This window comes from Pseudomonas sp. TR47, assembly GCF_044143025.1.
GTDB lineage: Bacteria > Pseudomonadota > Gammaproteobacteria > Pseudomonadales > Pseudomonadaceae > Aquipseudomonas > Aquipseudomonas putida_E.
The window spans coordinates 37,957-58,907 of sequence record NZ_JBHFCS010000010.1 but is presented as its reverse complement, the minus strand read 5'-3'; the positions used below and the strand labels follow the sequence as shown (position 1 = coordinate 58,907).

The following is a 20,951-nucleotide window of genomic DNA, read 5'->3' as shown; positions in this document are numbered from 1 at the left end:
TGGCAACTTTGTCGCCATCCGCGCTCTAATGGCGCTTCGTTTCGCAAGCAAAGACCGTACTCAAGCTCATGGATATGCAAAAACTCTGGCGCGACAGCCTCGACCTGTGGGGCACCCTCGACCAACACCCGATGCTCCACGCCGCCATCGGCCTGGCCGTGCTGCTGCTGGTTTCCCTGGTAATCGGCCGCCTGGCGCGCTTTCTGATCCTGCACGGCACGCGCCTGCTGGCCCGCCAGCCTGCGCTCAAATGGCTCGACGACCTGCGCCACAACAAGGTGTTTCACCGCCTGGCGCAGACCACACCGTCGCTGGTCATCCAGTTCGGGCTGAAACTGGTACCGGAGCTGTCCGATACCGCCCAGCACTTCCTTGGCAATATGGCGCTGGCGTTTACCCTGCTGTTCATGACCCTGGCGCTGTCGTGCCTGCTCGATGGCCTGCTCGACATCTATGCCCGCACCGAACATGCCCGCACCCGCTCGATCAAGGGCTATGTGCAACTGGCGAAGATGATGCTGTGGATTTTCGCCTCCATCGTCATCGTCGCCACCCTGATCGACCGTTCACCCCTGTTGCTGCTGTCAGGCCTGGGTGCGATGTCGGCAGTATTGCTGTTGGTGTACAAGGACACCCTGTTGTCGTTCGTCGCCAGCGTGCAGCTCACCAGTAACGACATGCTGCACGTCGGCGACTGGATCGAAATGCCCCAGGTCGGCGCCGATGGCGATGTGGTCGATATCACCCTGCACACGGTGAAGGTGCAGAACTTCGACAAGACCATTGTCTCGATCCCCACCTGGCGGCTGATGAGCGAGTCGTTCCGCAACTACCGCGGCATGCAGCAATCGGGCGGCCGGCGGATCAAACGCAGCCTGTTCATCGATGCGGCGGGCGTGCGTTTTCTCACCCGAGAAGAAGAACAGCGCCTGAGCGGAGTGCGCCTGCTCGCTGACTACCTGGCCGGCAAGCGCCAGGAGCTCCATGAATGGAACGAAGCCCTGGGGCCGGTGGCCGAGCTGTCGGCCAACCGCCGCCAGCTGACCAACATCGGCACCTTCCGCGCCTTTGCCCTGGCCTACCTGAAGAACCACCCCAACGTGCACCAGGGCATGACCTGCATGGTCCGGCAGATGCAGACCGGCGCCGAGGGGGTGCCGCTGGAGATCTACTGCTTCACCACCACGACCGTGTGGGCCGAGTACGAACGGATCCAGGGCGATATCTTCGATTACCTGCTGGCGGTGTTGCCGGAGTTTGGGCTGAGCTTGTATCAGCAGCCGAGCGGCAATGACATGCGCGTGGGGCTGGCGGGGCGCGCTTCGGTAGAGCCAGTGCCGCGTCGCCTGGAAGAAATGAGCGAGGCTTGAGATTGTTGGGGCCGCTTTGCGGCCCTTTCGCGACACAAGGCCGCTCCTACCGGGGATTTGCGTTCTCCGTAGGAGCGGCCTTGTGTCGCGAAAGGGCTGCGCAGCAGCCCCAAATCACCCCGCATAACCCCGTGTGGCCGAGTACGAGCGGATCCATCTGCACGGATTTCGTTGACGCTGGTCGTGATGTCGTCTTTCGTGCCTATTTCAAGGAGTCTTCATCATGCCCAATTCAGCATCATCGAGCAGGGCCTTTGCCAGGGCGCAGAGATAATGGGAAGCCCAGAGCAGCTGGGGTTTATCTTCCATCAGCCCGTCGATGGACAGGTCGCGGGCATAGCCGATCAGTTCTGAGGCTTGTTCACGGGCATTCTGGCAAGGAATGCCGGGCTCGATGCGAAACAGAGGATGGGTCCGGTTTTCACCTTGATAGAAGGTTGTTTTGCCGACGGTGAATTTCGTTTCTTCGATGACCATAGGTTCATCTCCCTGAAGCTGTAAATGCCTGAGCTGGCCCTATCGCCGGCAAGCCGTGCTCCCAAAGAGCCAGCCCCAGACAAATCATGATGCGGATTAATGCAACGTCTGCGGGTCCGCCGGCTTTTGGACTTGAGCCAGCGCTGATTCGAGCAACCTGCGGAGGGTGTCCAGCTCGTGCATCGACGTCATCATCAATACCGAAACGGGTGATTTCGGTTGCATCAACACGGCTTGCTGAGCGACGGCTTCAGCGCATAGCGCGTAGTCCGCTGCCATCAGCAGCGTGTCTTCCAGGGAATGGAGGTTGTAGGGTGGATCGGGGACTATCTTCAGCATGGTGTAACCCTCAATTTGTGATTGGGGACCACCGCCATTTGCTGTCAAACAAAGGGTGGCAGCTGTGCACGGGTTGACAGACCGGTCAAATTGAGAAACCCGGCGCACCCAAAGGCGCCCCACGCACAGCCACCATTGAAGGCAAAGCTATGGATTGCAATTTGAGTCGGCCTGTCAAAGCCGGTCGTTGAATGGCAACGACCGGCTGAGACTAGTGACCAACCCAGCACACCACAATGGCCGGCAGTATCTTTGGGAAATGCCCTACAAGAAAGGGGCAAAATCTGATTTTTCAGCTGCTGGGCGCAACACCATGTAAGGCGTACAGGCCATGTGTGCTTCAAGATTCGTCCGAGCGGCCTTGTATTGCGAAATAGCTGCGCAGCAGCCCCAAATCACCCCGCATAACCCAGCAGGTACAACAACCCGGTCAAGGTGACTAAAGAAGCCACCGTCGACAACAGTATCGTCCGCGATATCAGCCCCGCTTCCCGGTTGTAATACTCCGCCAGCATGAAGGGCCCGGTCCCCGTCGGCAGCGCCGCCAGCAGTACCGCTGAAGCAGCCCACATGTTCGGCAGGCTGAATACCTTGAACGCCAACACCCAAGTCAGCGCTGGCTGCCCTACCAGCTTCATCGCAACCAGTGGCCATGGGCTGGCCTGAGCGCCGCTGCGTTTCTCTGCCAGAAACGCCCCCAGCGAAATCAATGCACAGGGCGTGGTGGCCAAGGCCAGCATGTCGAGAAAATGCATCACCGGCTCCGCCAACCCCAACCCGGACATTGCCCAAGCGGCCCCAGCCACGGGCGAAATCACCAAGGGGTTCTTCGCCAGCGCCTTGCCCACTACCCACATGGCGCGGCCGATCCGCTTCTCTTCCTGTAGGCCAATTTCGATCAGCGTCAGCGATATCGCGAACACCAGGCAGACCACGATCAACGAAGAAATCAACGCAGGCTGCAGCCCGGGCTGACCGAACAGCAGCAAACACAGCGGGATGCCGATATAGCCGGTGTTGGCATACCCCGCGCTGAGCCCGTCGATGCTGGCCGCGACCAGCCCGTGGCCGCTGAACAGCCGCCAGGCCAGCGTGGCCACGAACATCGCCAGCGCCCCTGCGCCAAAGGCCACGATGAACCCTGGGTGCCATACCTCGCTCCAGGTTGCGGTGGCTGTGACCTTGAACAGCAGGGCCGGCAGGCACAGCCAGACCACCATCTTGTTGATCTCGGCCGCAGCCTTGTCGCCAAGCTTGTTGGTCCGGCGGCAAAGATAACCGACCAGGATCAACGCAAAGATCGGCGCGACGATGACCAGGATGGTGTGCATGTCAGGCCCTGCGCACCAGCGGTGCATCCGTGCGGCTGCCCAGGCGGCTCAGCCACACGGAGGCCAGGATGATCGCGCCACCGATGAGCAAGCGCCCCAATGGCTCGTGCTGGTTCCAGATCAGCAGGTTGAGCAGCAGCCCCACCGGCACGTGCAGGTTGTTCATCACCGCCAGCGTAGCGCCGGACACCATGCAGGCCCCCTTGTTCCACCAGTACAAGCCCAGCGCTGTCGGGCACAGCCCGAGGAACAGCAGCACCAGCCATTGCACGTCGGTGCTCGGCAAATGCTGGGTGTTGCCAAACAGCAGGAAAGCCGGCAGCACGACGATCAACGCCCCCAGGTAGAAGTAGCCGAAACGCTTGTAATGCGGCAGGTCGCTGGGGTGGCGGGCAACCAGATGGCGGTACAGCACCTGGCCGGCAGCGTAGGTGAAGTTGGCCAACTGCAGCAGCAAAAAGCCGATGAAGAAGTCGCCACTGATGCTGTCGAAGCGGATCACCGCCACCCCTGCGACCGCGACCAAGGCAGCGAGCAAGGCCCATGGGTTGAAGCGGCGGTTCAGCGCATCCTCGATCAGGGTCACGTGCAGTGGCGTGAGGATCGTGAACAGCAGCACCTCAGGTACGGTCAGCACGCGGAAACTCAGGTACAGGCAGACATAGGTGATGCCGTACTGCAGCGCACCGATCAGCAGCATCGAGCGCATGAAGCGCGGCTCGACCTGGCGCCAGCGGGTCAGCGGCAGGAAAACCAGGCCCGCCAGCACCACGCGTGCGAGCACGGCAAAGTAGCTGTCGACGTGCCCGGCCAGGTACTCGCCGATCAGGCTGAAGGAAAACGCCTGGATCAGCGCGACGATTATCAGGTAGCCCATGGTTGCCTCTCGTAAATCAAGGCCGCGACCTTAGCGGGTTGCGACCGATGTGTTCAACCATGCGCAATGTGGGGGCTGCGCATTTCATGGGCGTGAGTGATTCACACACAAAAAAAAACCCGGCCATCGAGGCCGGGCAGGTACACCCAAAGGAGCAAACAAGGTGTCAGGGTTGGGAATTGGTTGACGCTCAGGCCACCGCGGCCAGCTTGGCCTTGGCCTGGTTGATGCCTTTCTCGTGGAAGTCACCGCTCATGTTCAGGCCTTCGGCATGGATGAAGTTCACATCGTGAATGCCGATGAATGCCATCACCTGGCGCAGGTACGGCTCCTGATGGTCGCTGGTGGCGCCGGCGTGGATGCCGCCACGGGCAGTCAGGACAATGGCGCGCTTGCCGGTCAGCAGGCCTTGCGGGCCGGTCGGGGTGTACTTGAAGGTGATGCCGGCACGCAATACGTGGTCAAGCCAGGCCTTGAGCGTGCTGGGGATGGTGAAGTTGTACATCGGTGCAGCCATCACCAGCACGTCGGCCGCCAGCAGCTCATCGGTCAGCTCGTTGGAACGGGCCAGGGCCTCCAGTTCAGCGGCATTGCGTTGCTCTTCAGGCTTCATCCAGCCACCGAGCAGGTTGGCGTCCAGGTGCGGCACCGGGGTCACCGCCAGATCGCGAACGGTGATCTCGTCGGCCGGGTGCGCTGCTTGCCAGTGTTCGATGAAGTCACGGGTCAGTTGACGGGAAACGGAATCCTGCTGGCGGGCGCTGCTTTCGACGATCAGTACGCGGGACATGGGTGCCTCCATCGGCAAAATGGGTTGCGATTCGATGGAGGTGAGATTAAGGCTTGACCTATCGATAAAAAAGCGTAAAAAGTGGGTGCAATCTATCGATTAATCAGTTTTATTCCGCTTTGCAGTTCACTGCGATGCGCAGCTTGATGATCTGCCGGTTGAACTTGGCCGTGACGTCCACACTTTTGCCCGCCGGTACATTCACCCGGCGTACCCGTGGCGCTTCCGGGCCGTTGCGGAACGTCACCTTGCAGGCCGCCGGCACTTGCCCATAGTTGTTCAGGGTGATGGCTCCGATGTCGTACGCGGTGTCGTAGGCGGTGTAGTCCAGCTTGACTCCGGCCAGTTCCTTCTCCACGTCGATGGGGTAAGCCATGGCCCCGAGGGGCAGGCACATCAGTATTGCCGCACAACATTTCTTCATGGGGCGCTCTCCTTGAAAGAGCGCAGCTTAGGTCAACAGGAGCCAAAGATGAAAGCGCCGCGCGTAACCCTGGATCAGTGGCGAACCTTGCAGGCAGTGGTCGATCACGGTGGGTTTGCCCAGGCAGCCGAAGCCCTGCACCGCTCGCAGTCATCGGTCAGTTACACGGTGGCGCGCATGCAAGAGCAGCTCGGCGTACCACTGCTGCGCATCGATGGCCGCAAAGCCGTGCTGACCGAGGCGGGCAACGTGCTGCTGCGCCGCTCACGGCACCTGGTCAAGCAGGCCAGCCAGCTTGAAGACCTGGCCCACCACATGGAGCAAGGCTGGGAAGCCGAGGTACGTGTGGTGGTCGATGCCGCCTACCCCAGTGCCCGCCTGGTACGTGCCCTGGCCGCGTTCATGCCGCAGAGCCGCGGTTGCCGGGTGCGCCTGCGCGAGGAAGTGCTGTCCGGCGTCGAGGAGGTGATGCATGAAGGTATCGCCGACCTTGCCATCAGCAGCTACAGCATTGGCGGCTATCTGGGCACCGAGCTCAGTGCCGTGGAGTTCGTGGCTGTCGCCCACCCCGAGCACAGCCTGCACCGCCTGGGCCGGGAGATCACGTTCCAGGACCTGGAAAGCCAGTTGCAAGTGGTGATCCGCGACTCCGGCCGCGCCCAACCCCGCGATGTCGGCTGGCTCGGCGCCGAACAGCGCTGGACCGTCGGCAGCCTGGGTACCGCCACGACCTTCGTCAGCAGCGGGCTGGGCTTTGCCTGGCTGCCGCGGCACATGATCGATCGCGAACTGCGCGAAGGCGTGCTCAAGCCGCTGCCACTGGACCAGGGTGGCAGCCGTCATCCACTGTTCTACCTTTATTCGAGCAAAGAGAAGACCTTGGGCCCGGCCACGCAGATTCTCATCGACCTGCTGCGCAATTTCGACACCGCGCCACTGGACGTGCCCTTCGCAGCCCCCCCGCAAGCCTGAGAGAACCGCGCCCATGGCCTATTTCGAACATGAAGGATGCTCGCTGCATTATCAGGAATACGGCCAGGGTGAACCCCTGGTACTGCTGCATGGCCTGGGCTCGAGCAGCCAGGACTGGGAACTGCAGGTACCCGCGCTCAGCCGCCATTACCGGGTGATCCTCATGGACATCCGGGGCCACGGCCGCTCCGACAAGCCCAATGATGGCTACCAGATCGCCACATTCAGCGAAGACCTGCTGGCCCTGCTCGAACACCTGCAGACCGGCCCGGTGCACTTCGTGGGGCTGTCGATGGGCGCCATGGTGGGCTTTCAATTCGCCGTCGACCATCCGCAATGGCTGCGCAGCCTGTGCATCGTCAACAGCGCCCCCGAGGTCAAGCGCCGTACGCGCAGCGACTGGGTCTGGTGGGCCAAGCGCTGGGGCCTGGCACGCATCCTCAGTGTCGAGACGGTCGGCAAGGGCCTGGCCCAGCGCCTGTTCCCCAAACCGGAGCAAGCCGACTTGCGCCAGAAGATGGCGCAACGCTGGGCGCGCAACGACAAACGCGCCTACCTCAAGAGTTTTGACGCCATCGTGGACTGGGGCGTGCAGGAACGCATCGGCCAGATACACTGTCCCACGCTGGTGGTCGCTGCCGACCACGATTACACCCCGGTACAACTCAAAGAGCGCTACGTTGCCCTGATGCCGCAGGCAAGGCTGGTAGTCATCGATGATTCCCGGCACGCTACACCCCTCGATCAACCCGAAGTCTTCAACCAGACTTTGCTGCAGTTCCTCGCAGCCGCTTCCACCTCTCAAGGATCTTTGAGCCCATGCTGAAAAAACTTCTGCTCACCGCCTGCTCGGTCGCCTTTGCCACCACCGTCATGGCCTCCGACAAGACCCCTCACGTAGTGCTCGACACCAGCTTCGGCCAGGTCGAAATCGAGCTCGATGCCGAGAAGGCGCCGGTCAGTACCAAGAACTTCCTCGAATACGTCGACAGCGGTTTCTACAACAACACCATTTTTCACCGTGTGATCCCAGGCTTCATGGTCCAGGGCGGTGGGTTCACCGAGCAGATGGTGCAAAAGCCGACGCGTGACCCGATCCGCAACGAAGCCGGCAACGGTCTGCAGAACACCCGCGGCACCCTGTCGATGGCACGCACCTCCGACCCGAACTCGGCCACCAGCCAGTTCTTCATCAACGTGGCCGACAACGACTTCCTGAACCCGGGCCGTGACCGTGGCTATGCAGTGTTCGGCAAAGTGACCAAGGGCATGGAGGTGGTCGACCAGATCGTCAACTCGCGCACTACCGTCAAGAAAGGCATGCGCGATGTGCCGGCCGATCCGGTGTTCATCAAGTCCGCCAAACGCATCGACTGACTGCAGGCTTCACAAGGACGTGAAACCGCCTGAGGGTCGGGTTGAACAGGAGTGTTGTCACCCATGCTGTACCGCCGTTTCGAGCAACTGATCGACATCTTCCGCGACGCGCCCAGCGAGTCGCCGCCCACCCAGGTGTGGCCCTTCTACCTCTATTACCTGCGCCAGGTGTGGCCGAGTTTTCTCGCCCTGCTGGTGGTCGGCCTGGTTGCCTCGCTGATCGAGGTGGCGATGTTCAGCTACCTGAGCCGCATCATCGACCTGGCCCAGGGCACGCCCAATGCCAATTTCTTCAGCGAGCACAGCAGCGAACTGATCTGGATGCTGGTGGTGGTCCTGCTGCTGCGGCCGATCTTCTTTGGCCTGCATGACCTGCTGGTGCACCAGACCATCAACCCGGGCATGACCAGCCTGATCCGCTGGCAGAACCACACCTATGTGCTCAAGCAGAGCCTCAACTTCTTCCAGAGCGATTTTGCCGGGCGTATCGCCCAGCGCATCATGCAGACTGGCAACTCGCTGCGCGACTCGGCCGTGCAGGCGGTGGACGCGTTGTGGCACGTGCTGATCTATGCGATCACCTCGCTGGTGCTGTTCGCCGAGGCCGACTGGCGCCTGATGCTGCCGTTACTGGTCTGGATTGCCAGCTATGTCGCCGCACTGTTTTATTTCGTGCCACGGGTCAAAGAGCGCTCGGTGATCTCCTCCGACGCCCGCTCCAGGCTGATGGGGCGCATCGTCGACGGCTACACCAACATCGCCACCCTCAAGCTGTTCGCCCACACCGACCACGAGCAGCAGTACGCCCGCGAAGCGATCCGCGAGCAGACCGAAAAGACCCAGCTGGCGTCGCGGGTGATCACCAGCATGGACGTGGTCATCACCAGCCTCAACGGCTTGCTGGTAGTCGCCACCACCGGCCTGGCCCTGTGGCTGTGGAGCCAGTCGCTGATCACCGTAGGCGCCATCGCCCTGGCCACCGGGCTGGTGATCCGTATCGTCAACATGTCGGGCTGGATCATGTGGGTGGTCAACGGCATCTTCGAGAACATCGGCATGGTGCAGGACGGCCTGCAGACCATCGCCCAGCCGGTCACCGTCACCGACAAGCCCAAGGCAGCGCCGCTGAAAGTGACCCGTGGCGCGGTGCGTTTCGATAACGTCGACTTCCACTACGGCAAGGCCCGCAACGTCATCGACGGGCTGAACCTGGACATCCGCCCGGGCGAAAAGATCGGCCTGATCGGCCCCTCCGGCGCCGGCAAGTCGACCCTGGTCAACCTGCTGCTGCGCCTTTACGACGTGCAGGGCGGGCGTATCCTGATCGACGGGCAGGACATCGCCGAGGTGAGCCAGGCCAGCCTGCGGGCGCAGATCGGCATGATCACCCAGGACACCTCACTGCTGCATCGCTCGATCCGCGACAACCTGTTGTACGGCCGCCCGGATGCCAGCGAGCAAGCGCTGCACGAGGCGGTGCGCCGGGCCCGTGCCGACGAATTCATTCCTCAGTTGTCGGATGCCCAGGGCCGCACGGGCTTCGACGCGCATGTGGGCGAGCGCGGGGTCAAGCTGTCCGGTGGCCAGCGCCAGCGCATCGCTATAGCCCGGGTGCTGCTCAAGAACGCGCCCATCCTGATCATGGACGAGGCCACGTCAGCACTGGACTCGGAGGTCGAAGCGGCGATCCAGGAAAGCCTGGAAACCCTCATGCAAGGCAAGACGGTGATCGCCATCGCCCACCGCCTCTCGACCATTGCGCGGATGGACCGCCTGGTGGTGCTGGACAAGGGGCATATCGTCGAAAGTGGCAGCCACAGTGAACTGCTGGCGCAACAAGGCTTGTATGCCAGGCTGTGGCATCACCAGACGGGCGGGTTCGTCGGGGTGGATTGAGGCCTGTCGGGTTTCAATCCCGGCGGTAAGGCAACATCCCCCGTGCCTCTTCGGCATAGCCCATAACCCCTGCGCGCTCCTGCTGCAGGAAATCGTCCACCGCCCGGCGCAGGCCTGGGTGAAGCAGATAATGCCAGGAGCGGGTCAGCACCGGCTCGAAGCCACGAATCAGCTTGTGCTCGCCCTGCGCGCCGGCATCGAAGCGCTGCAAGCCTTCGGCAATCGCAAAGTCCATGCCCTGGTAAAAACAGGTCTCGAAGTGCAGCCGGTCGAACTCATCCAGGCAGCCCCAGTACCTCCCAAACAGGCTGTCGCCACCCACCAGGCTCAGGGCCATGGCGACATCGCGACCGCCCTGACGCGCCATCACGACCCTTAGGGCCTCGGGCATGCGCTGCGCCAGCAAGCTGAAGAATTCACGGGTCAGATAGGGCGTACGCCTGCGCACTGCGTAGGTATTGGCGTAGCAGAGGTAGACGAAATCCCATTGGGCCTCCTCAAGTTCATCGCCACGGTACCAACGAAAGTCGATGCCCTGCCCTGCAACCTGCTCACGTTCCTTGCGCATCTGTTTGCGCTTGCGCGAACTCAAGCTGTCGAGAAAGTCCTGAAAGTCGCGGTAGCCATGGTTGCGCCAGTGGAACTGACATCCCAGGCGCTCCATCCAGCCCGGCAGGCCGGCCATCTGAGCATCTAGGCCAGGGTCGGTGAAGTTGATGTGAGCCCCGGATAGCCCGCCTTTGCCCAGATACTCAGGCAATGCCTGGAGCATGAGCAGGCCATCGGCCGGGTCAACGCTGAGCAGGCGCGGCCCGCTGACCGGGCTGAACGGCACGGCGCCAAGCAGTTTGGGGTAATAGGCAATACCAGCACGCTCGCAGGCGTCGGCCCAGCCATGATCGAACACGTACTCGCCGTACGAATGCCACTTGCGGTACGCCGGCAACAGCGCACGCACTTGCCCGTCACGCTCCAGCACCAGGTGTTCCGCCGCCCAGCCGGTGGCTGGCGCAACACTGCCGCTGTCCTCCAGGGCGCTCAGGAACGCATGGCGCAGGAAGGGTTGGCCGGCAGGTACCAGGGCGTCCCAGGTCGCGGCAGGCAGGTCACGCAGATGGGCAAGGCTGTAGAGGCTGGTCACGATGTCGACTCGCGGAGTGAGGGCATCAGTATCAGGGAATACCGGCCTCTCACTCAAATGCCGAATGCCGGCCCGATCCTTCCATTCTCAATTACTTAACGGCAGTGCCACCAAATAGACATTATTCTGTCATTCGCCCCCGCAATACTTGCGCCTGTTTTCCGGAACCCTAGAACCTGTCTATTCAGGCCCTTTCCGAAGACATGCCAACATGGGGGTGGACGCTGAGCCTCCCCAATATTTTTCAGTAGGGAGAACCTTATGCGTCTTGTTTCTACACTTACCGGAGTGAGCCTCACCGGCATGATGCTGGCTCTGAGTACTCCGGCCAGTGCGGCTGTCGACGCCAAGCTGCTCGAAATGCTCCGCGCCAACGGCTCGATCAACCAGGCGCAGTACAACGAACTGCAAGGTGACCTGGCAAAAGAAACCAAGGAAAAGGCCGACCAGAAAGCTCAGTCAGAACGCATGAGCTCCTTCGAACAGAAAGTGGCATGGGCCGCCAAGACCCAGGTCAAAGGCGATATCCGCCTGCGCTACGAGGACGTCAACGTCGACGACCCGAACAGCAGCAGCGGCAACCAGGACCGCCAGCGCGTTCGCGCCCGCGTCGGTTTCTACAGCGAGATCAACCCACAAGTCGACGCAGGCATCCGCATCGCCACCGGCAGCAGCGCAGACCGCCGTTCGACCAACCAGAGTTTCGATAACTACTTCGACAAGAAATCGCTGTGGGTCGACCAGGCCTACCTCGACTGGCACCCGAGCGCAGTACCGAACCTGCACCTGATCGGCGGCAAGATGGCACAGCCTTGGGTGAGCATGGGTGACATCATCTGGGACGGCGACATCAACCCGGAAGGCGTTGCCGCCACCTACAAGACCGACCTCGGCGGCGCCGAAGTCTTCGCCAGCGCGGGCCAGTACACGCTCAAGGACAACGTGGACGGCGACGGCGTGCAGTACAAGCACGACGCCCAGGTCTACCACGGCCAGTTGGGCGCCAAGTTCGCCCCGGCCGATGTGCTCAAGCTCACCGTCGGCGCGAGCATCTATGGCTACGACAACGACAAGGAAGCGACCATCCTGCAGTCGTTCGGCAATACCACCAACGAGTTCAACCTGGTGGAAGGCTTCGGCCAGGTGGACTTCACCGGCCTCGCCATCCCGTTGTCGGCGTATGGCCAGTACGTGAAGAACACCGAAAGCACCGATGGCGAAGACCAGGCCTGGCTGGCTGGCCTGAAGACCAAAGTCGGCGCCTGGAGCCTGGATTACAACTACCGCGATGTTCAGCGCAACGCCGTGGTCAGCCTGTTCACCGACTCCGACTTCGGCAACGGTTACACCGGCTCGCGCGGCCACAAGTTCAAGGTCGGTTATGAAATCGACAAGAACTTCTCGCTGGGCGCCGCTTACTTGATGGCCAAGACCGACCTGTCGCAGTTGCCGAACAGCGATGCCGATGTCGACACGCTGCAGGTGGACCTGGAAGCCAAGTTCTAAGCTGCAACGCCTGAGCTTCACTCAAGGCGGGAAATGCCGACCCCATCCGGCATTTCCTGCCTTTTTTTGCCTTCGAGAAACGCACTGGCCCTGCCGCCGGCAAGCCGGCGCAGGGCTGACTGTCAGCGTTTACGCAGAATCACACTACCAATCGAGTAGCCCGCACCAAACGAGCTCAGCACGCCCAGCGAACCCTTGGCCAGGTCATCCTGGTACAGGTGGAAGGCAATCACCGACCCCGCCGAGCTGGTGTTGGCATAACGGTCGAGAATGACTGGTGCATCTTCCTCGGCCACTTCACGGCCCAACAGCTTCTTGACGATCAGCTGGTTCATGCTCAGGTTGGCCTGGTGCAGCCAGAAGCGCTTGACGTCGGAGGGCTGCAGATCGTTCTCGCCCAGGTGCTTGCCGATCAGCTCGGCGACCATCGGGCAGACTTCCTTGAATACCTTGCGGCCTTCCTGCACGAACAACTTGTCCCGCGTACCGACGCCCTCTTCCGCAGCACGGTTGAGGAAGCCGAAATTGTTGCGGATATTGTTGGAGAACGAGGTCTGCAACTTGGTACCGAGGATATCGAACTGGTGTGCCGAGGTGGCCTGGTCGGCACGCTCGACCAGCACGGCAGTGGCAGCGTCACCAAAAATGAAATGGCTGTCGCGGTCACGGAAGTTCAGGTGCCCGGTGCAGATTTCCGGGCTGACCACCAACAACGCACGGGCCTGGCCCAGTTGCACGCTGTTGGCTGCGGTCTGGATGCCGAAAGTGGCCGAGGAGCAAGCCACGTTCATGTCGAAGGCGAAGCCCTGGATGCCCAGCGCCTGTTGCACTTCGATGGCGATGGCCGGGTACGGGCGCTGCAGGTTGGAGCAGGCGACGATCACCCCGTCGACATCGGCAGGGGTGCGGCCTGCGCGCTCGAGTGCCTGACGGGCAGCGGCCACGCCCATCTCGCAAAGGATCGACTGCTCGTCGTTGGAACGCTCCGGCAGGCGCGGCTTCATGCGCTGCGGGTCGAGAATGCCGGCCTTGTCCATGACGAAGCGGCTCTTGATGCCCGAGGCCTTCTCGATGAAGGCGGCGTCGGAAAGCGGCGCAGCTTCGACCTCGCCGCGCTCGATGGCGGCAGCGTTGTCGCGGTTGAACTGTTGCGACCAGGTGTTGAAGGATTCCACCAGTTCTTCGTTGGAAATGCTCTGGGCCGGGGTATACAGGCCGGTGCCGCTGATCACGACGTTATGCACGATCGTTCCTCTGGTCAAAGGCCATCGCCACAGGGCGCTGGCTGGAGTAATAGCACTTTAGTACCAAGTTCAAGGCGCAGGTCGAACCCGCAAGGGGCCGCAATGCGGCCCCAAATTGCCTCAATATTGCCACAACTTGCGGGGTTTAGGCTTCCACCTGAGACCACTGTTTGCTGAGACGTTTGTCAGAAATCGGTACTTTCGTGCCCAATTGCTGGGCAAACAGCGACACCCGATATTCTTCCAGCAACCAGCGGTACAAGGTCAGCTGCTCGTCGCGCTTGCCTTCCTGGGCATGCTTGTCGGCACGGGCCTTGTACTGGGCCCAGAGGTTGGCCAGCTCGCCACTCCACACCCTGTCCTTCTGTACCTGGCTGCCAAGCTTCTCCAGGCGCAACTCCACCGCCCTGAGGTAGCGCGGCAGCTCCTTGAACCAGGCCGAAGGTGTCTCGCGCACGAAGCCCGGATACACCAGGTTGGCCAACTGCTGCTTGATGTCGTTCAGCGCCACCGCCTGGCTCAGGTCGATCTTGCCTTTGAAACGCTTCTGCAGGCCGTGCCACAGCTTGAGCACTTCCAGCGTCTGGCGGGCCAGGCGCTCGGCATGCTCGGCCCAGCTGCCGCGCTTGCGCTCGGCAAGCCCGGCCAATGCTGCACCATCGCGCGGTAACGTGGCCTCCCCTTCGAGGATGCAACTGTCGAGGCTGGCCAGCAGGATATCCTCCACCAGCGCCTCGACGCGGCCCAGTTCGCGGTACAGCAAGCCCAGTTCGGTCAGCCCCGGGAGCTTGCCGCGCAGGAACTTGGCAGGCTCTGCCAACTGCTGCAGCAACAGGCGCTGCAAGGCACGGCGATGCTGGAACTCGGCTTCGGCCTGGGTCGAGAAACGCCCCTCGCGCACGCTGCCGCTCTCTTCCACCAATGCCGGGTACACCGTCATCGACAGCCCGGCGATCTTCTGCTGGGCGGTCTGCTTCACTTCACTGAAGGCCTTGGCCTGCACCGGCTGCGCGCCCTTGTCGTCGCGCGGCACCGCCAGCGCTGCCTGGCTGGCGGCGGCAAAGCGTGCGGTCAACTCGGCCAGGTCGCGGCCCTCACCGAGGAACTTGCCCTGGCCATCGACCACCTCGATATTCATACGCAGATGCCCTTCGACCAGGCCTACCGACTCTGCCCAGGCCTCATCGGACACACGGGCACCGGTCATGCGCAACAGCTCCTGGCCCAAAGCCTGAGGCAAGGCACCCTGGCCGAACGTCATGCGTGCCAGCGACGCCTTGACGAAGTCCGGTACCGGCACGAAGTTCTTGCGCAGGGCCTTGGGCAGGTTGCGCACCAGCGCCACGCACTTGGCTTCGAGCAAGCCCGGCACCAGCCACTCCAGGCGCTCGCCCGGCAGGCTTGGCAACAGCGGCGCGGGCACCCTTACCGTCACGCCGTCACGTGGGTGGCCCGGTTCGAAGTGGTAGCTCAGCGGCAGGCGCAGCTCGCCGACCTGCAGGCTGTCCGGGTATTGCGCCGCAGTGACTTCGCTGGCCTCACGGGCCAACACGTCTTCCTCACGCATGATCAGCAGGCTGGCATCCTTCTGGCTGCCCATGCGGTACCAGCTGTCGAAGGTCGCGGTCTGGTGGATCTCCGCTGGCAGGCGCGCTTCATAGAAGGCGTAGAGGGTTTCTTCATCGGCAAGAATGTCGCGCCGGCGCGCCTTGGCTTCCAGCTCGTCGAGCTCTTCAAGCAGGCGCTTGTTGGCGGCCAGGCACTTGGCCCGCGACTGGATTTCGCCTCCAACCAGCCCTTCGCGTATGAACAGCTCACGCGAGGTAACCGGGTCGATCGGACCGTAATGCACTGGGCGGCGGCCGACCAGGATCAGCCCGTAGAGGGTGATCTGCTCGTAGGCCACCACCTGCCCGCGCTTCTTCTCCCAGTGCGGTTCGAAGTGGTTTTTCTTGACCAGGTGAGTCGCCAGCGGCTCGATCCAGTCGGGCTCGATCTTGGCCACCATGCGCGCATACAGCTTGGTGGTCTCCACCAGCTCGGCGGCCATGACCCACTGCGGGCGCTTGCGGCCAATGCCCGAGGACGGGTGCACCCAGAAGCGCCGCTGACGCGCGCCCTGGTAGTCGCCGTCTTCGGTCTTGTGGCCGATCTGGCTGAGCAGCCCGCTGAGGATGGCTTTGTGCATCTTCTGGTAGTCGGACGGGTCCTTGTTCACCGTCAGTTGCAGGTCACGGCAGATCAGCGCCAACTGACGATGGGCGTCACGCCATTCGCGAAGGCGCAAATAGTTGAGAAAATTCTTGCGACACCAGTTGCGTAGCGGGTTGGCCGTCAGCGCCTGGCGCTGCTCCTCAAAGCCTCGCCACAGGTTGACCAGTGCGGCAAAATCGGAATCCACATCCTTCCACTGCGCATGCGCCTGGTCAGCCGCCTGCTGACGCTCCGGCGGGCGCTCGCGCGGGTCCTGCACCGACAATGCACTGGTGACGATCAGCACTTCCTGCAGGCTGCCCTGACGGGCGCCTTCGAGCAGCATCCGGCCCAGCCGGGGGTCGATCGGCAAGCGCGCCAGCTGACGGCCCAGGGGCGTCAGCTGGTTCTCGCGGTTGACCGCCGACAGCTCCTGCAGCAGGTTGAAACCGTCGCTGATGGCCTTGCCATCCGGCGGCTCGATGAACGGGAAGGCATCGATGGCGCCCAGACGCAGGTGCAGCATCTGCAGGATCACCGCCGCCAGGTTGGTGCGCAGGATCTCGGGGTCGGTGAAGGCTGGCCGGCCGTTGAAGTCTTCTTCGCTGTAAAGGCGTATGCAAATGCCCGGCTCGACACGGCCGCAACGGCCTTTACGCTGGTTGGCGCTGGCCTGGGATACCGCTTCGATCGGCAAGCGCTGGACCTTGGCCCGGTAGCTGTAGCGGCTGATGCGCGCGGTACCGGTGTCGATCACATAGCGGATGCCTGGCACGGTCAGCGAGGTTTCCGCCACGTTGGTGGCCAGCACCACTCGCCGGCCAGTGTGCGACTGGAAGATACGCTGCTGCTCGGCCGGAGACAGGCGCGCATACAGCGGCAGGATCTCGGTATGACGCAACTGGGCCTTGCGCAGTATCTCGGCGGCATCGCGAATCTCGCGCTCGCCCGGCAGGAACACCAGCACGTCGCCGGGGCCCTTGCCCTCGCTGCGCTCGTGGTGGGCGATCTCATCGAGGGTGGCGAGGATCGCCTGGTCGACGGTGAGGTCGTCCTCGACCTGGTTGCCTTCTTCGTCCTGTTCACTGGTCAGCGGGCGATACCAGGTGTCCACCGGGTAGGTACGGCCGGATACCTCGATGATCGGCGCACCATCGAAATGCTTGGAGAAGCGCTCCAGGTCGATGGTCGCCGAAGTGATGATCAGCTTCAGGTCCGGGCGGCGATGCAGCAGGGTCTTGAGGTAGCCGAGCAGGAAATCGATGTTAAGGCTGCGCTCGTGCGCCTCGTCGACGATGATCGTGTCGTAGCGCTCGAGGAAGCGGTCATGCTGGGTTTCGGCCAGCAAGATGCCGTCGGTCATCAGCTTGACCAAGGTGTTGGCGTCGCTCTGGTCCTCGAACCGCACCTGGTAACCGACCAGGGCGCCCAGCGGTGTACCCAGCTCTTCAGCCACACGGGCAGCAACGCTGCGCGCGGCAATCCGCCGTGGCTGGGTGTGGGCGATCAGGCCGTGGCTGCCGCGGCCCAGCTCCAGGCAGATCTTGGGTAGCTGGGTGGTCTTGCCCGAACCGGTCTCACCAGCAATCACCAGGACCTGGTTTTCGGCCAATGCCTTTTTGATCTCGTCGCGCTTGGCGGCAATCGGCAAGCTGTCGTCGTAGCGGATGCGCGGCACACTGTGCTGACGCGCGGTCACCTGGGCGCAAGACGCCTGGACCTTCTCCACCCACTGCGCGAGCTTGGCCTCGTCGGGGCGCTTGCGCAGCTCATGCAGTTGCCGGCGCAGGCGATGGCGGTCGGCGATCATGGCGTGGTCGAGGTTTTGCAGCAGTTTGTCGATGGCGTGGTCAGTCATGGGGCTTTTTAGTGATGCAGGTGAGCCTGCTTTTGCATGATCGGCATTCGAAGGATGCGCGATTGTCGCAGATTTACCGGCTTTTTGCTGTCTGTACCGGCCCCCGCCAATGTTTAGCCGTTACCAGAGTGAAGGTTGCCATTCACTGCTTTAATCAACGTGACGTCGCATGTGAGTATCCAATGCATGATCCCCGTCCAGCCCATCGCCCCGCCGCTTTCGCGCCCTTCGCTACCGAAGGCCCGCACCTGCGCCGGTGAAAATCCGCTGGTCCATGTGATCCTGGCCTTCTGGGCCCTCTGGCATTGCCGCCACGCCCGCCCACCGGACACTTCACTCGCGCATCTGACAAAGCCCGGCCACCTTTCGGCCGATTGACTCAGCCGGACCGCCGCCAAGCGGCGGTCCTGTATGCACACGAGCGAATCCCTCATGCACTTTGCCCCCGTTGAACACGCCCGACGTTTCCTTGCCGAAAACCCCGATATCGAGCTGTTCGAACTGTTCATCCTCGACGCCAACGGCGTGCCGCGCGGCAAGCTGCTGCACCGCGACGAGCTGCTGGCGGTTTACCAGAGCGGCCGCCCGCTGCCCAGTACCATCCTGGGCCTGACCCTCAATGGCGATGACGTGGAAAACTCCGGGCTGGTCTGGGACGTCGGCGACATCGACTGCCGCGCCTACCCCTTGGAGGGCAGCCTGGTACGCCTGCCATGGCGCCGCGTGCCGACCGCCGCCGTGCAAGTCAGCATGCACCCCAGCGAAGGCCTGCCGGCCAGTGTCGCCGACCCGCGCCATGTGCTGTTACGCACCATCGAAGCGCTCAAGGCCGACGGCTACCACCCGGTGATGGCGTGCGAACTGGAGTTTTTCCTGCTCGACCAGCAGCGTGACGCCCAGGGCCGGCCGCAACCGGCCCTGGACAATGATGGCGGCCGCCCGCGCAGCACCCAGGTCTATGGCCTGCGTGAGCTGGAGCAGATAGAGCCGTTTCTCGCCGACCTTTACGCGGCCTGCAAAGCCCAGGGCATCCCGGCCCGCACGGCGATTTCGGAATACGCCCCAGGTCAGGTGGAAATCACCCTGGAGCATGGCGATGCCCTGGAAGCGATGGACCAGGCCGTGCGCTACAAGCGCCTGGTCAAAGGCGTGGCGCACGCCCACGGCATGCAGGCGTGCTTCATGGCCAAACCCTTCGCGCAACTGGCCGGCACCGGCATGCACATGCACCTGAGCCTGGCCGACAGCGCCGGCAACAACCTGTTCGCCAGCGAAGACAAGGCCGGCACTCCCCTTCTGCGCCAAGCGGTTGCCGGCATGCTGCGCCACCTGCGCGACTCGCTGCTGCTGTTCTGCCCCAACGCCAACTCGTTCCGTCGTTTCCAGGCCAACAGCTATGCACCGCTGGCGCCAACCTGGGGTGTCGACAACCGCACGGTCAGCTTGCGCGTGCCCGGCGGGCCAGCCAACAGCCGCCATGTCGAACACCGCATCTGTGGCGCCGACGCCAACCCGTACCTGGCCGCTGCGGCGATTCTCGCTGCCAGCCACCGCGGCATCCGCGAACAACTCGACCCGGGCGCACCGGTCGAAGGCAACGGCTACGCCCAGGCCACCGAACACCTGCCCACCGACTGGCTGACCGCCCTCGACGCACTGGAGCGTTCGGCGTGGGCACGCGAAGCACTCGGCGCGGACTTCCTCGGGGTGTACTTGAAGGTCAAGCGTGCCGAGTATCGCCAGTTCATGGCCGAAGTCAGCGAACAGGACTGGCGCTGGTACCTGCACCAGGCCTGAGCCTCACCCTATTCAGAATAAGGAACACCCATGAACGCAGCAGTGAACAACGGCCCGGCCCAGCGCGCGCCGTCCTACTACAGTGCCTCCCTCAACGACCACACGCAGTACCCGCAGCTCAAGGGCACCGTGCAGGTCGACGTAGCCATTATCGGCGGCGGTTTCACCGGCGTAGCCACCGCCGTGGAGCTGGCCGAGCGCGGCCTGAAAGTGGCGGTGGTAGAAACCAACCGCATTGGCTGGGGCGCCAGCGGCCGCAACGGCGGCCAGGTCACCGGCAGCCTCTCGGGCGACGAAGCCATGCGCACGCAGATGCGCGACCGCCTGGGCAGTGAAGTGGATGACTTCATCTGGCACCTGCGCTGGCGCGGGCACCAGATCATCGAGCAGCGGGTCGAGCGCTATGGCATCGACTGTGACCTCAAGCGCGGCCACCTGCATGCAGCGATGAAACCGTCACACCTCAACGAGCTGCGCGCCTTCGAGGCCGAAGCGCAGCGCCGCGGCATGGGTGATCAGGTGCACATGCTCGACCGCAACTCGGTTGCCGAACACCTGCAAAGCCCGTTGTACCTGGGCGCGCTGAAAAACCTGCGCAACCTGCACCTGCACCCGCTCAACCTGTGCCTGGGCGAGGCGCGTGCCGCCCATGCACTGGGCGCGCTGATCTTCGAGAACTCCGAGGTACTGGACATCGTGCACGGCCCGCGCCCTGCAGTGGTCACTGCCCAAGGCCGAATCGAAGCACGCCAGGTGATGCTGGCCGGCGACGTTTACCACAAACTGGAAAAGCGCCAGCTAAAGGGCAAGATCTTCCCCGCCATGGGTGGCATCGTCACCACCGCGCCGCTGGGCGAACTGGCCGAACAGATCAACCCCCAGGACCTGGCGGTGTACGACTGCCGTTTCGTGCTCGACTACTACCGCCTCACTGCCGACAAACGCCTGCTGTTCGGCGGCGGCGCCAACTATTCGGGCAAGGATTCCCGTGATATCGCAGGTGAACTGCGCCCGTGCATCGAGCGCACCTTCCCGGCCCTCAAAGGGGTGCCGATCGAGTTCCAGTGGAGCTGCGCGATGGGTATCGTGGTCAATCGCATACCGCAGCTGGGCAAGCTTTCGGACAACGTCTGGTATTGCCAGGGCTATTCGGGGCACGGCATCGCCACCAGCCACATCATGGGCGAAATCATGGCCGAGGCGCTGACTGGAACGCTGGAGAAGTTCGATACCTTTGCCGGGTGCAAGCACATCAAGGTGCCGATGGGGGACCTGCTGGGCAATCCGCTGTTGGCGGCAGGGATGTGGTACTACCAGATGCTGGAAAAACTGCGTTGATTGCGCTCCCCCTGTAGGAGC

General features: G+C 62.8%; 17 protein-coding genes. 8 read left to right on the top strand and 9 right to left on the bottom strand.

Going from position 1 to position 20,951, the window contains the following annotated elements; genetic code table 11:
* Positions 1–68 precede the first annotated feature (68 nt).
* A complete protein-coding gene (locus ACEWE8_RS12940) occupies positions 69–1,370 on the top strand; it encodes a mechanosensitive ion channel family protein (protein ID WP_046788064.1) in 1,302 nt (433 codons plus the stop codon).
* A 207-nt stretch (positions 1,371–1,577) separates the two neighbouring features.
* On the opposite strand, the gene ACEWE8_RS12935 is transcribed toward ACEWE8_RS12940, so the two are convergent.
* From ACEWE8_RS12935 to ACEWE8_RS12910, 6 genes are all read right to left on the bottom strand, one after another.
* Complete coding sequence (locus ACEWE8_RS12935; RefSeq protein ID WP_046788063.1) at positions 1,578–1,847, bottom strand: DUF3077 domain-containing protein; 270 nt, start codon at positions 1,845–1,847, stop codon at positions 1,578–1,580.
* Positions 1,848–1,943: 96 nt separating this feature from the next.
* On the bottom strand, positions 1,944–2,186 hold the full coding sequence (locus ACEWE8_RS12930; protein ID WP_046788062.1) for a hypothetical protein: 243 nt from the start codon (positions 2,184–2,186) through the stop codon (positions 1,944–1,946).
* A gap of 395 nt (positions 2,187–2,581) precedes the next feature.
* Positions 2,582–3,517 carry an AEC family transporter gene (locus ACEWE8_RS12925; protein ID WP_046788061.1) on the bottom strand — a complete coding sequence of 312 codons (936 nt, stop codon included), beginning with the start codon at positions 3,515–3,517 and terminating at the stop codon, positions 2,582–2,584.
* Between the two features lies 1 nt (position 3,518).
* Entirely contained in the window at positions 3,519–4,394 is an 876-nt protein-coding gene (locus tag ACEWE8_RS12920) for a carboxylate/amino acid/amine transporter (RefSeq protein ID WP_046788060.1), read from the bottom strand.
* 190 nt (positions 4,395–4,584) lie between these two features.
* Entirely contained in the window at positions 4,585–5,184 is a 600-nt protein-coding gene (locus ACEWE8_RS12915; RefSeq protein WP_046788059.1) for an FMN-dependent NADH-azoreductase, read from the bottom strand.
* A 109-nt stretch (positions 5,185–5,293) separates the two neighbouring features.
* Entirely contained in the window at positions 5,294–5,608 is a 315-nt protein-coding gene (locus tag ACEWE8_RS12910; protein WP_012315657.1) for a hypothetical protein, read from the bottom strand.
* A 48-nt stretch (positions 5,609–5,656) separates the two neighbouring features.
* On the opposite strand from ACEWE8_RS12910, the gene ACEWE8_RS12905 reads away from it, so the two are divergent.
* The 4 genes from ACEWE8_RS12905 to ACEWE8_RS12890 all read left to right on the top strand — a co-directional run bounded on the left by ACEWE8_RS12905 (position 5,657) and on the right by ACEWE8_RS12890 (position 9,853).
* A complete protein-coding gene (locus ACEWE8_RS12905) occupies positions 5,657–6,580 on the top strand; it encodes a LysR family transcriptional regulator (RefSeq protein WP_012315658.1) in 924 nt (307 codons plus the stop codon).
* A 13-nt stretch (positions 6,581–6,593) separates the two neighbouring features.
* Entirely contained in the window at positions 6,594–7,406 is an 813-nt protein-coding gene (locus ACEWE8_RS12900; RefSeq protein WP_046788058.1) for an alpha/beta fold hydrolase, read from the top strand.
* Entirely contained in the window at positions 7,400–7,957 is a 558-nt protein-coding gene (locus tag ACEWE8_RS12895; RefSeq protein WP_046788057.1) for a peptidylprolyl isomerase, read from the top strand. The genes ACEWE8_RS12900 and ACEWE8_RS12895 overlap by 7 nt, the downstream gene beginning before the upstream one ends.
* Positions 7,958–8,020: 63 nt before the next feature.
* The gene (locus ACEWE8_RS12890) at positions 8,021–9,853 is read left to right on the top strand and encodes an ABC transporter ATP-binding protein (protein ID WP_046788056.1); all 1,833 of its coding nucleotides are present in this window, start codon (positions 8,021–8,023) and stop codon (positions 9,851–9,853) included.
* A 13-nt stretch (positions 9,854–9,866) separates the two neighbouring features.
* On the opposite strand, the gene ACEWE8_RS12885 is transcribed toward ACEWE8_RS12890, so the two are convergent.
* On the bottom strand, positions 9,867–10,994 hold the full coding sequence (locus tag ACEWE8_RS12885) for a GNAT family N-acetyltransferase (protein ID WP_046788090.1): 1,128 nt from the start codon (positions 10,992–10,994) through the stop codon (positions 9,867–9,869).
* 261 nt (positions 10,995–11,255) lie between these two features.
* Here ACEWE8_RS12885 and ACEWE8_RS12880 point away from each other — a divergent pair, with 261 nt between their 5' ends.
* Positions 11,256–12,500 carry a putative porin gene (locus tag ACEWE8_RS12880; protein ID WP_046788055.1) on the top strand — a complete coding sequence of 415 codons (1,245 nt, stop codon included), beginning with the start codon at positions 11,256–11,258 and terminating at the stop codon, positions 12,498–12,500.
* A gap of 122 nt (positions 12,501–12,622) precedes the next feature.
* Here ACEWE8_RS12880 and ACEWE8_RS12875 read toward each other — a convergent pair whose 3' ends face one another.
* Both ACEWE8_RS12875 and hrpA read right to left on the bottom strand, forming a co-directional pair.
* A complete protein-coding gene (locus tag ACEWE8_RS12875; RefSeq protein ID WP_046788054.1) occupies positions 12,623–13,744 on the bottom strand; it encodes a beta-ketoacyl-ACP synthase III in 1,122 nt (373 codons plus the stop codon).
* Positions 13,745–13,889: 145 nt separating this feature from the next.
* Positions 13,890–17,795, bottom strand: coding sequence for an ATP-dependent RNA helicase HrpA (hrpA, locus tag ACEWE8_RS12870; RefSeq protein WP_046788053.1), 3,906 nt, complete (start codon positions 17,793–17,795; stop codon positions 13,890–13,892).
* A 432-nt stretch (positions 17,796–18,227) separates the two neighbouring features.
* Between hrpA and ACEWE8_RS12865 the strand changes: the two genes are divergently transcribed.
* Positions 18,228–19,592, top strand: a complete 1,365-nt coding sequence (locus ACEWE8_RS12865) for a glutamine synthetase family protein (RefSeq protein ID WP_046788051.1) — start codon at positions 18,228–18,230, stop codon at positions 19,590–19,592.
* Between the two features lie 30 nt (positions 19,593–19,622).
* Positions 19,623–20,930 (top strand): FAD-binding oxidoreductase, encoded by a 1,308-nt coding sequence (locus ACEWE8_RS12860; RefSeq protein ID WP_046788050.1) that lies wholly within the window; start codon positions 19,623–19,625, stop codon positions 20,928–20,930.
* The last annotated feature ends 21 nt before the right edge of the window (positions 20,931–20,951 follow it).

Coding starts and splice junctions, on each gene's coding strand:
- ACEWE8_RS12940 (WP_046788064.1), top strand. CDS start 69: ATGGATATGCAAAAACTCTGGCGCGACAGCCTCGACCTGTGGGGCACC.
- ACEWE8_RS12935 (WP_046788063.1), bottom strand. CDS start 1,847: ATGGTCATCGAAGAAACGAAATTCACCGTCGGCAAAACAACCTTCTAT.
- ACEWE8_RS12930 (WP_046788062.1), bottom strand. CDS start 2,186: ATGCTGAAGATAGTCCCCGATCCACCCTACAACCTCCATTCCCTGGAA.
- ACEWE8_RS12925 (WP_046788061.1), bottom strand. CDS start 3,517: ATGCACACCATCCTGGTCATCGTCGCGCCGATCTTTGCGTTGATCCTG.
- ACEWE8_RS12920 (WP_046788060.1), bottom strand. CDS start 4,394: ATGGGCTACCTGATAATCGTCGCGCTGATCCAGGCGTTTTCCTTCAGC.
- ACEWE8_RS12915 (WP_046788059.1), bottom strand. CDS start 5,184: ATGTCCCGCGTACTGATCGTCGAAAGCAGCGCCCGCCAGCAGGATTCC.
- ACEWE8_RS12910 (WP_012315657.1), bottom strand. CDS start 5,608: ATGAAGAAATGTTGTGCGGCAATACTGATGTGCCTGCCCCTCGGGGCC.
- ACEWE8_RS12905 (WP_012315658.1), top strand. CDS start 5,657: ATGAAAGCGCCGCGCGTAACCCTGGATCAGTGGCGAACCTTGCAGGCA.
- ACEWE8_RS12900 (WP_046788058.1), top strand. CDS start 6,594: ATGGCCTATTTCGAACATGAAGGATGCTCGCTGCATTATCAGGAATAC.
- ACEWE8_RS12895 (WP_046788057.1), top strand. CDS start 7,400: ATGCTGAAAAAACTTCTGCTCACCGCCTGCTCGGTCGCCTTTGCCACC.
- ACEWE8_RS12890 (WP_046788056.1), top strand. CDS start 8,021: ATGCTGTACCGCCGTTTCGAGCAACTGATCGACATCTTCCGCGACGCG.
- ACEWE8_RS12880 (WP_046788055.1), top strand. CDS start 11,256: ATGCGTCTTGTTTCTACACTTACCGGAGTGAGCCTCACCGGCATGATG.
- hrpA (WP_046788053.1), bottom strand. CDS start 17,795: ATGACTGACCACGCCATCGACAAACTGCTGCAAAACCTCGACCACGCC.
- ACEWE8_RS12865 (WP_046788051.1), top strand. CDS start 18,228: ATGCACTTTGCCCCCGTTGAACACGCCCGACGTTTCCTTGCCGAAAAC.
- ACEWE8_RS12860 (WP_046788050.1), top strand. CDS start 19,623: ATGAACGCAGCAGTGAACAACGGCCCGGCCCAGCGCGCGCCGTCCTAC.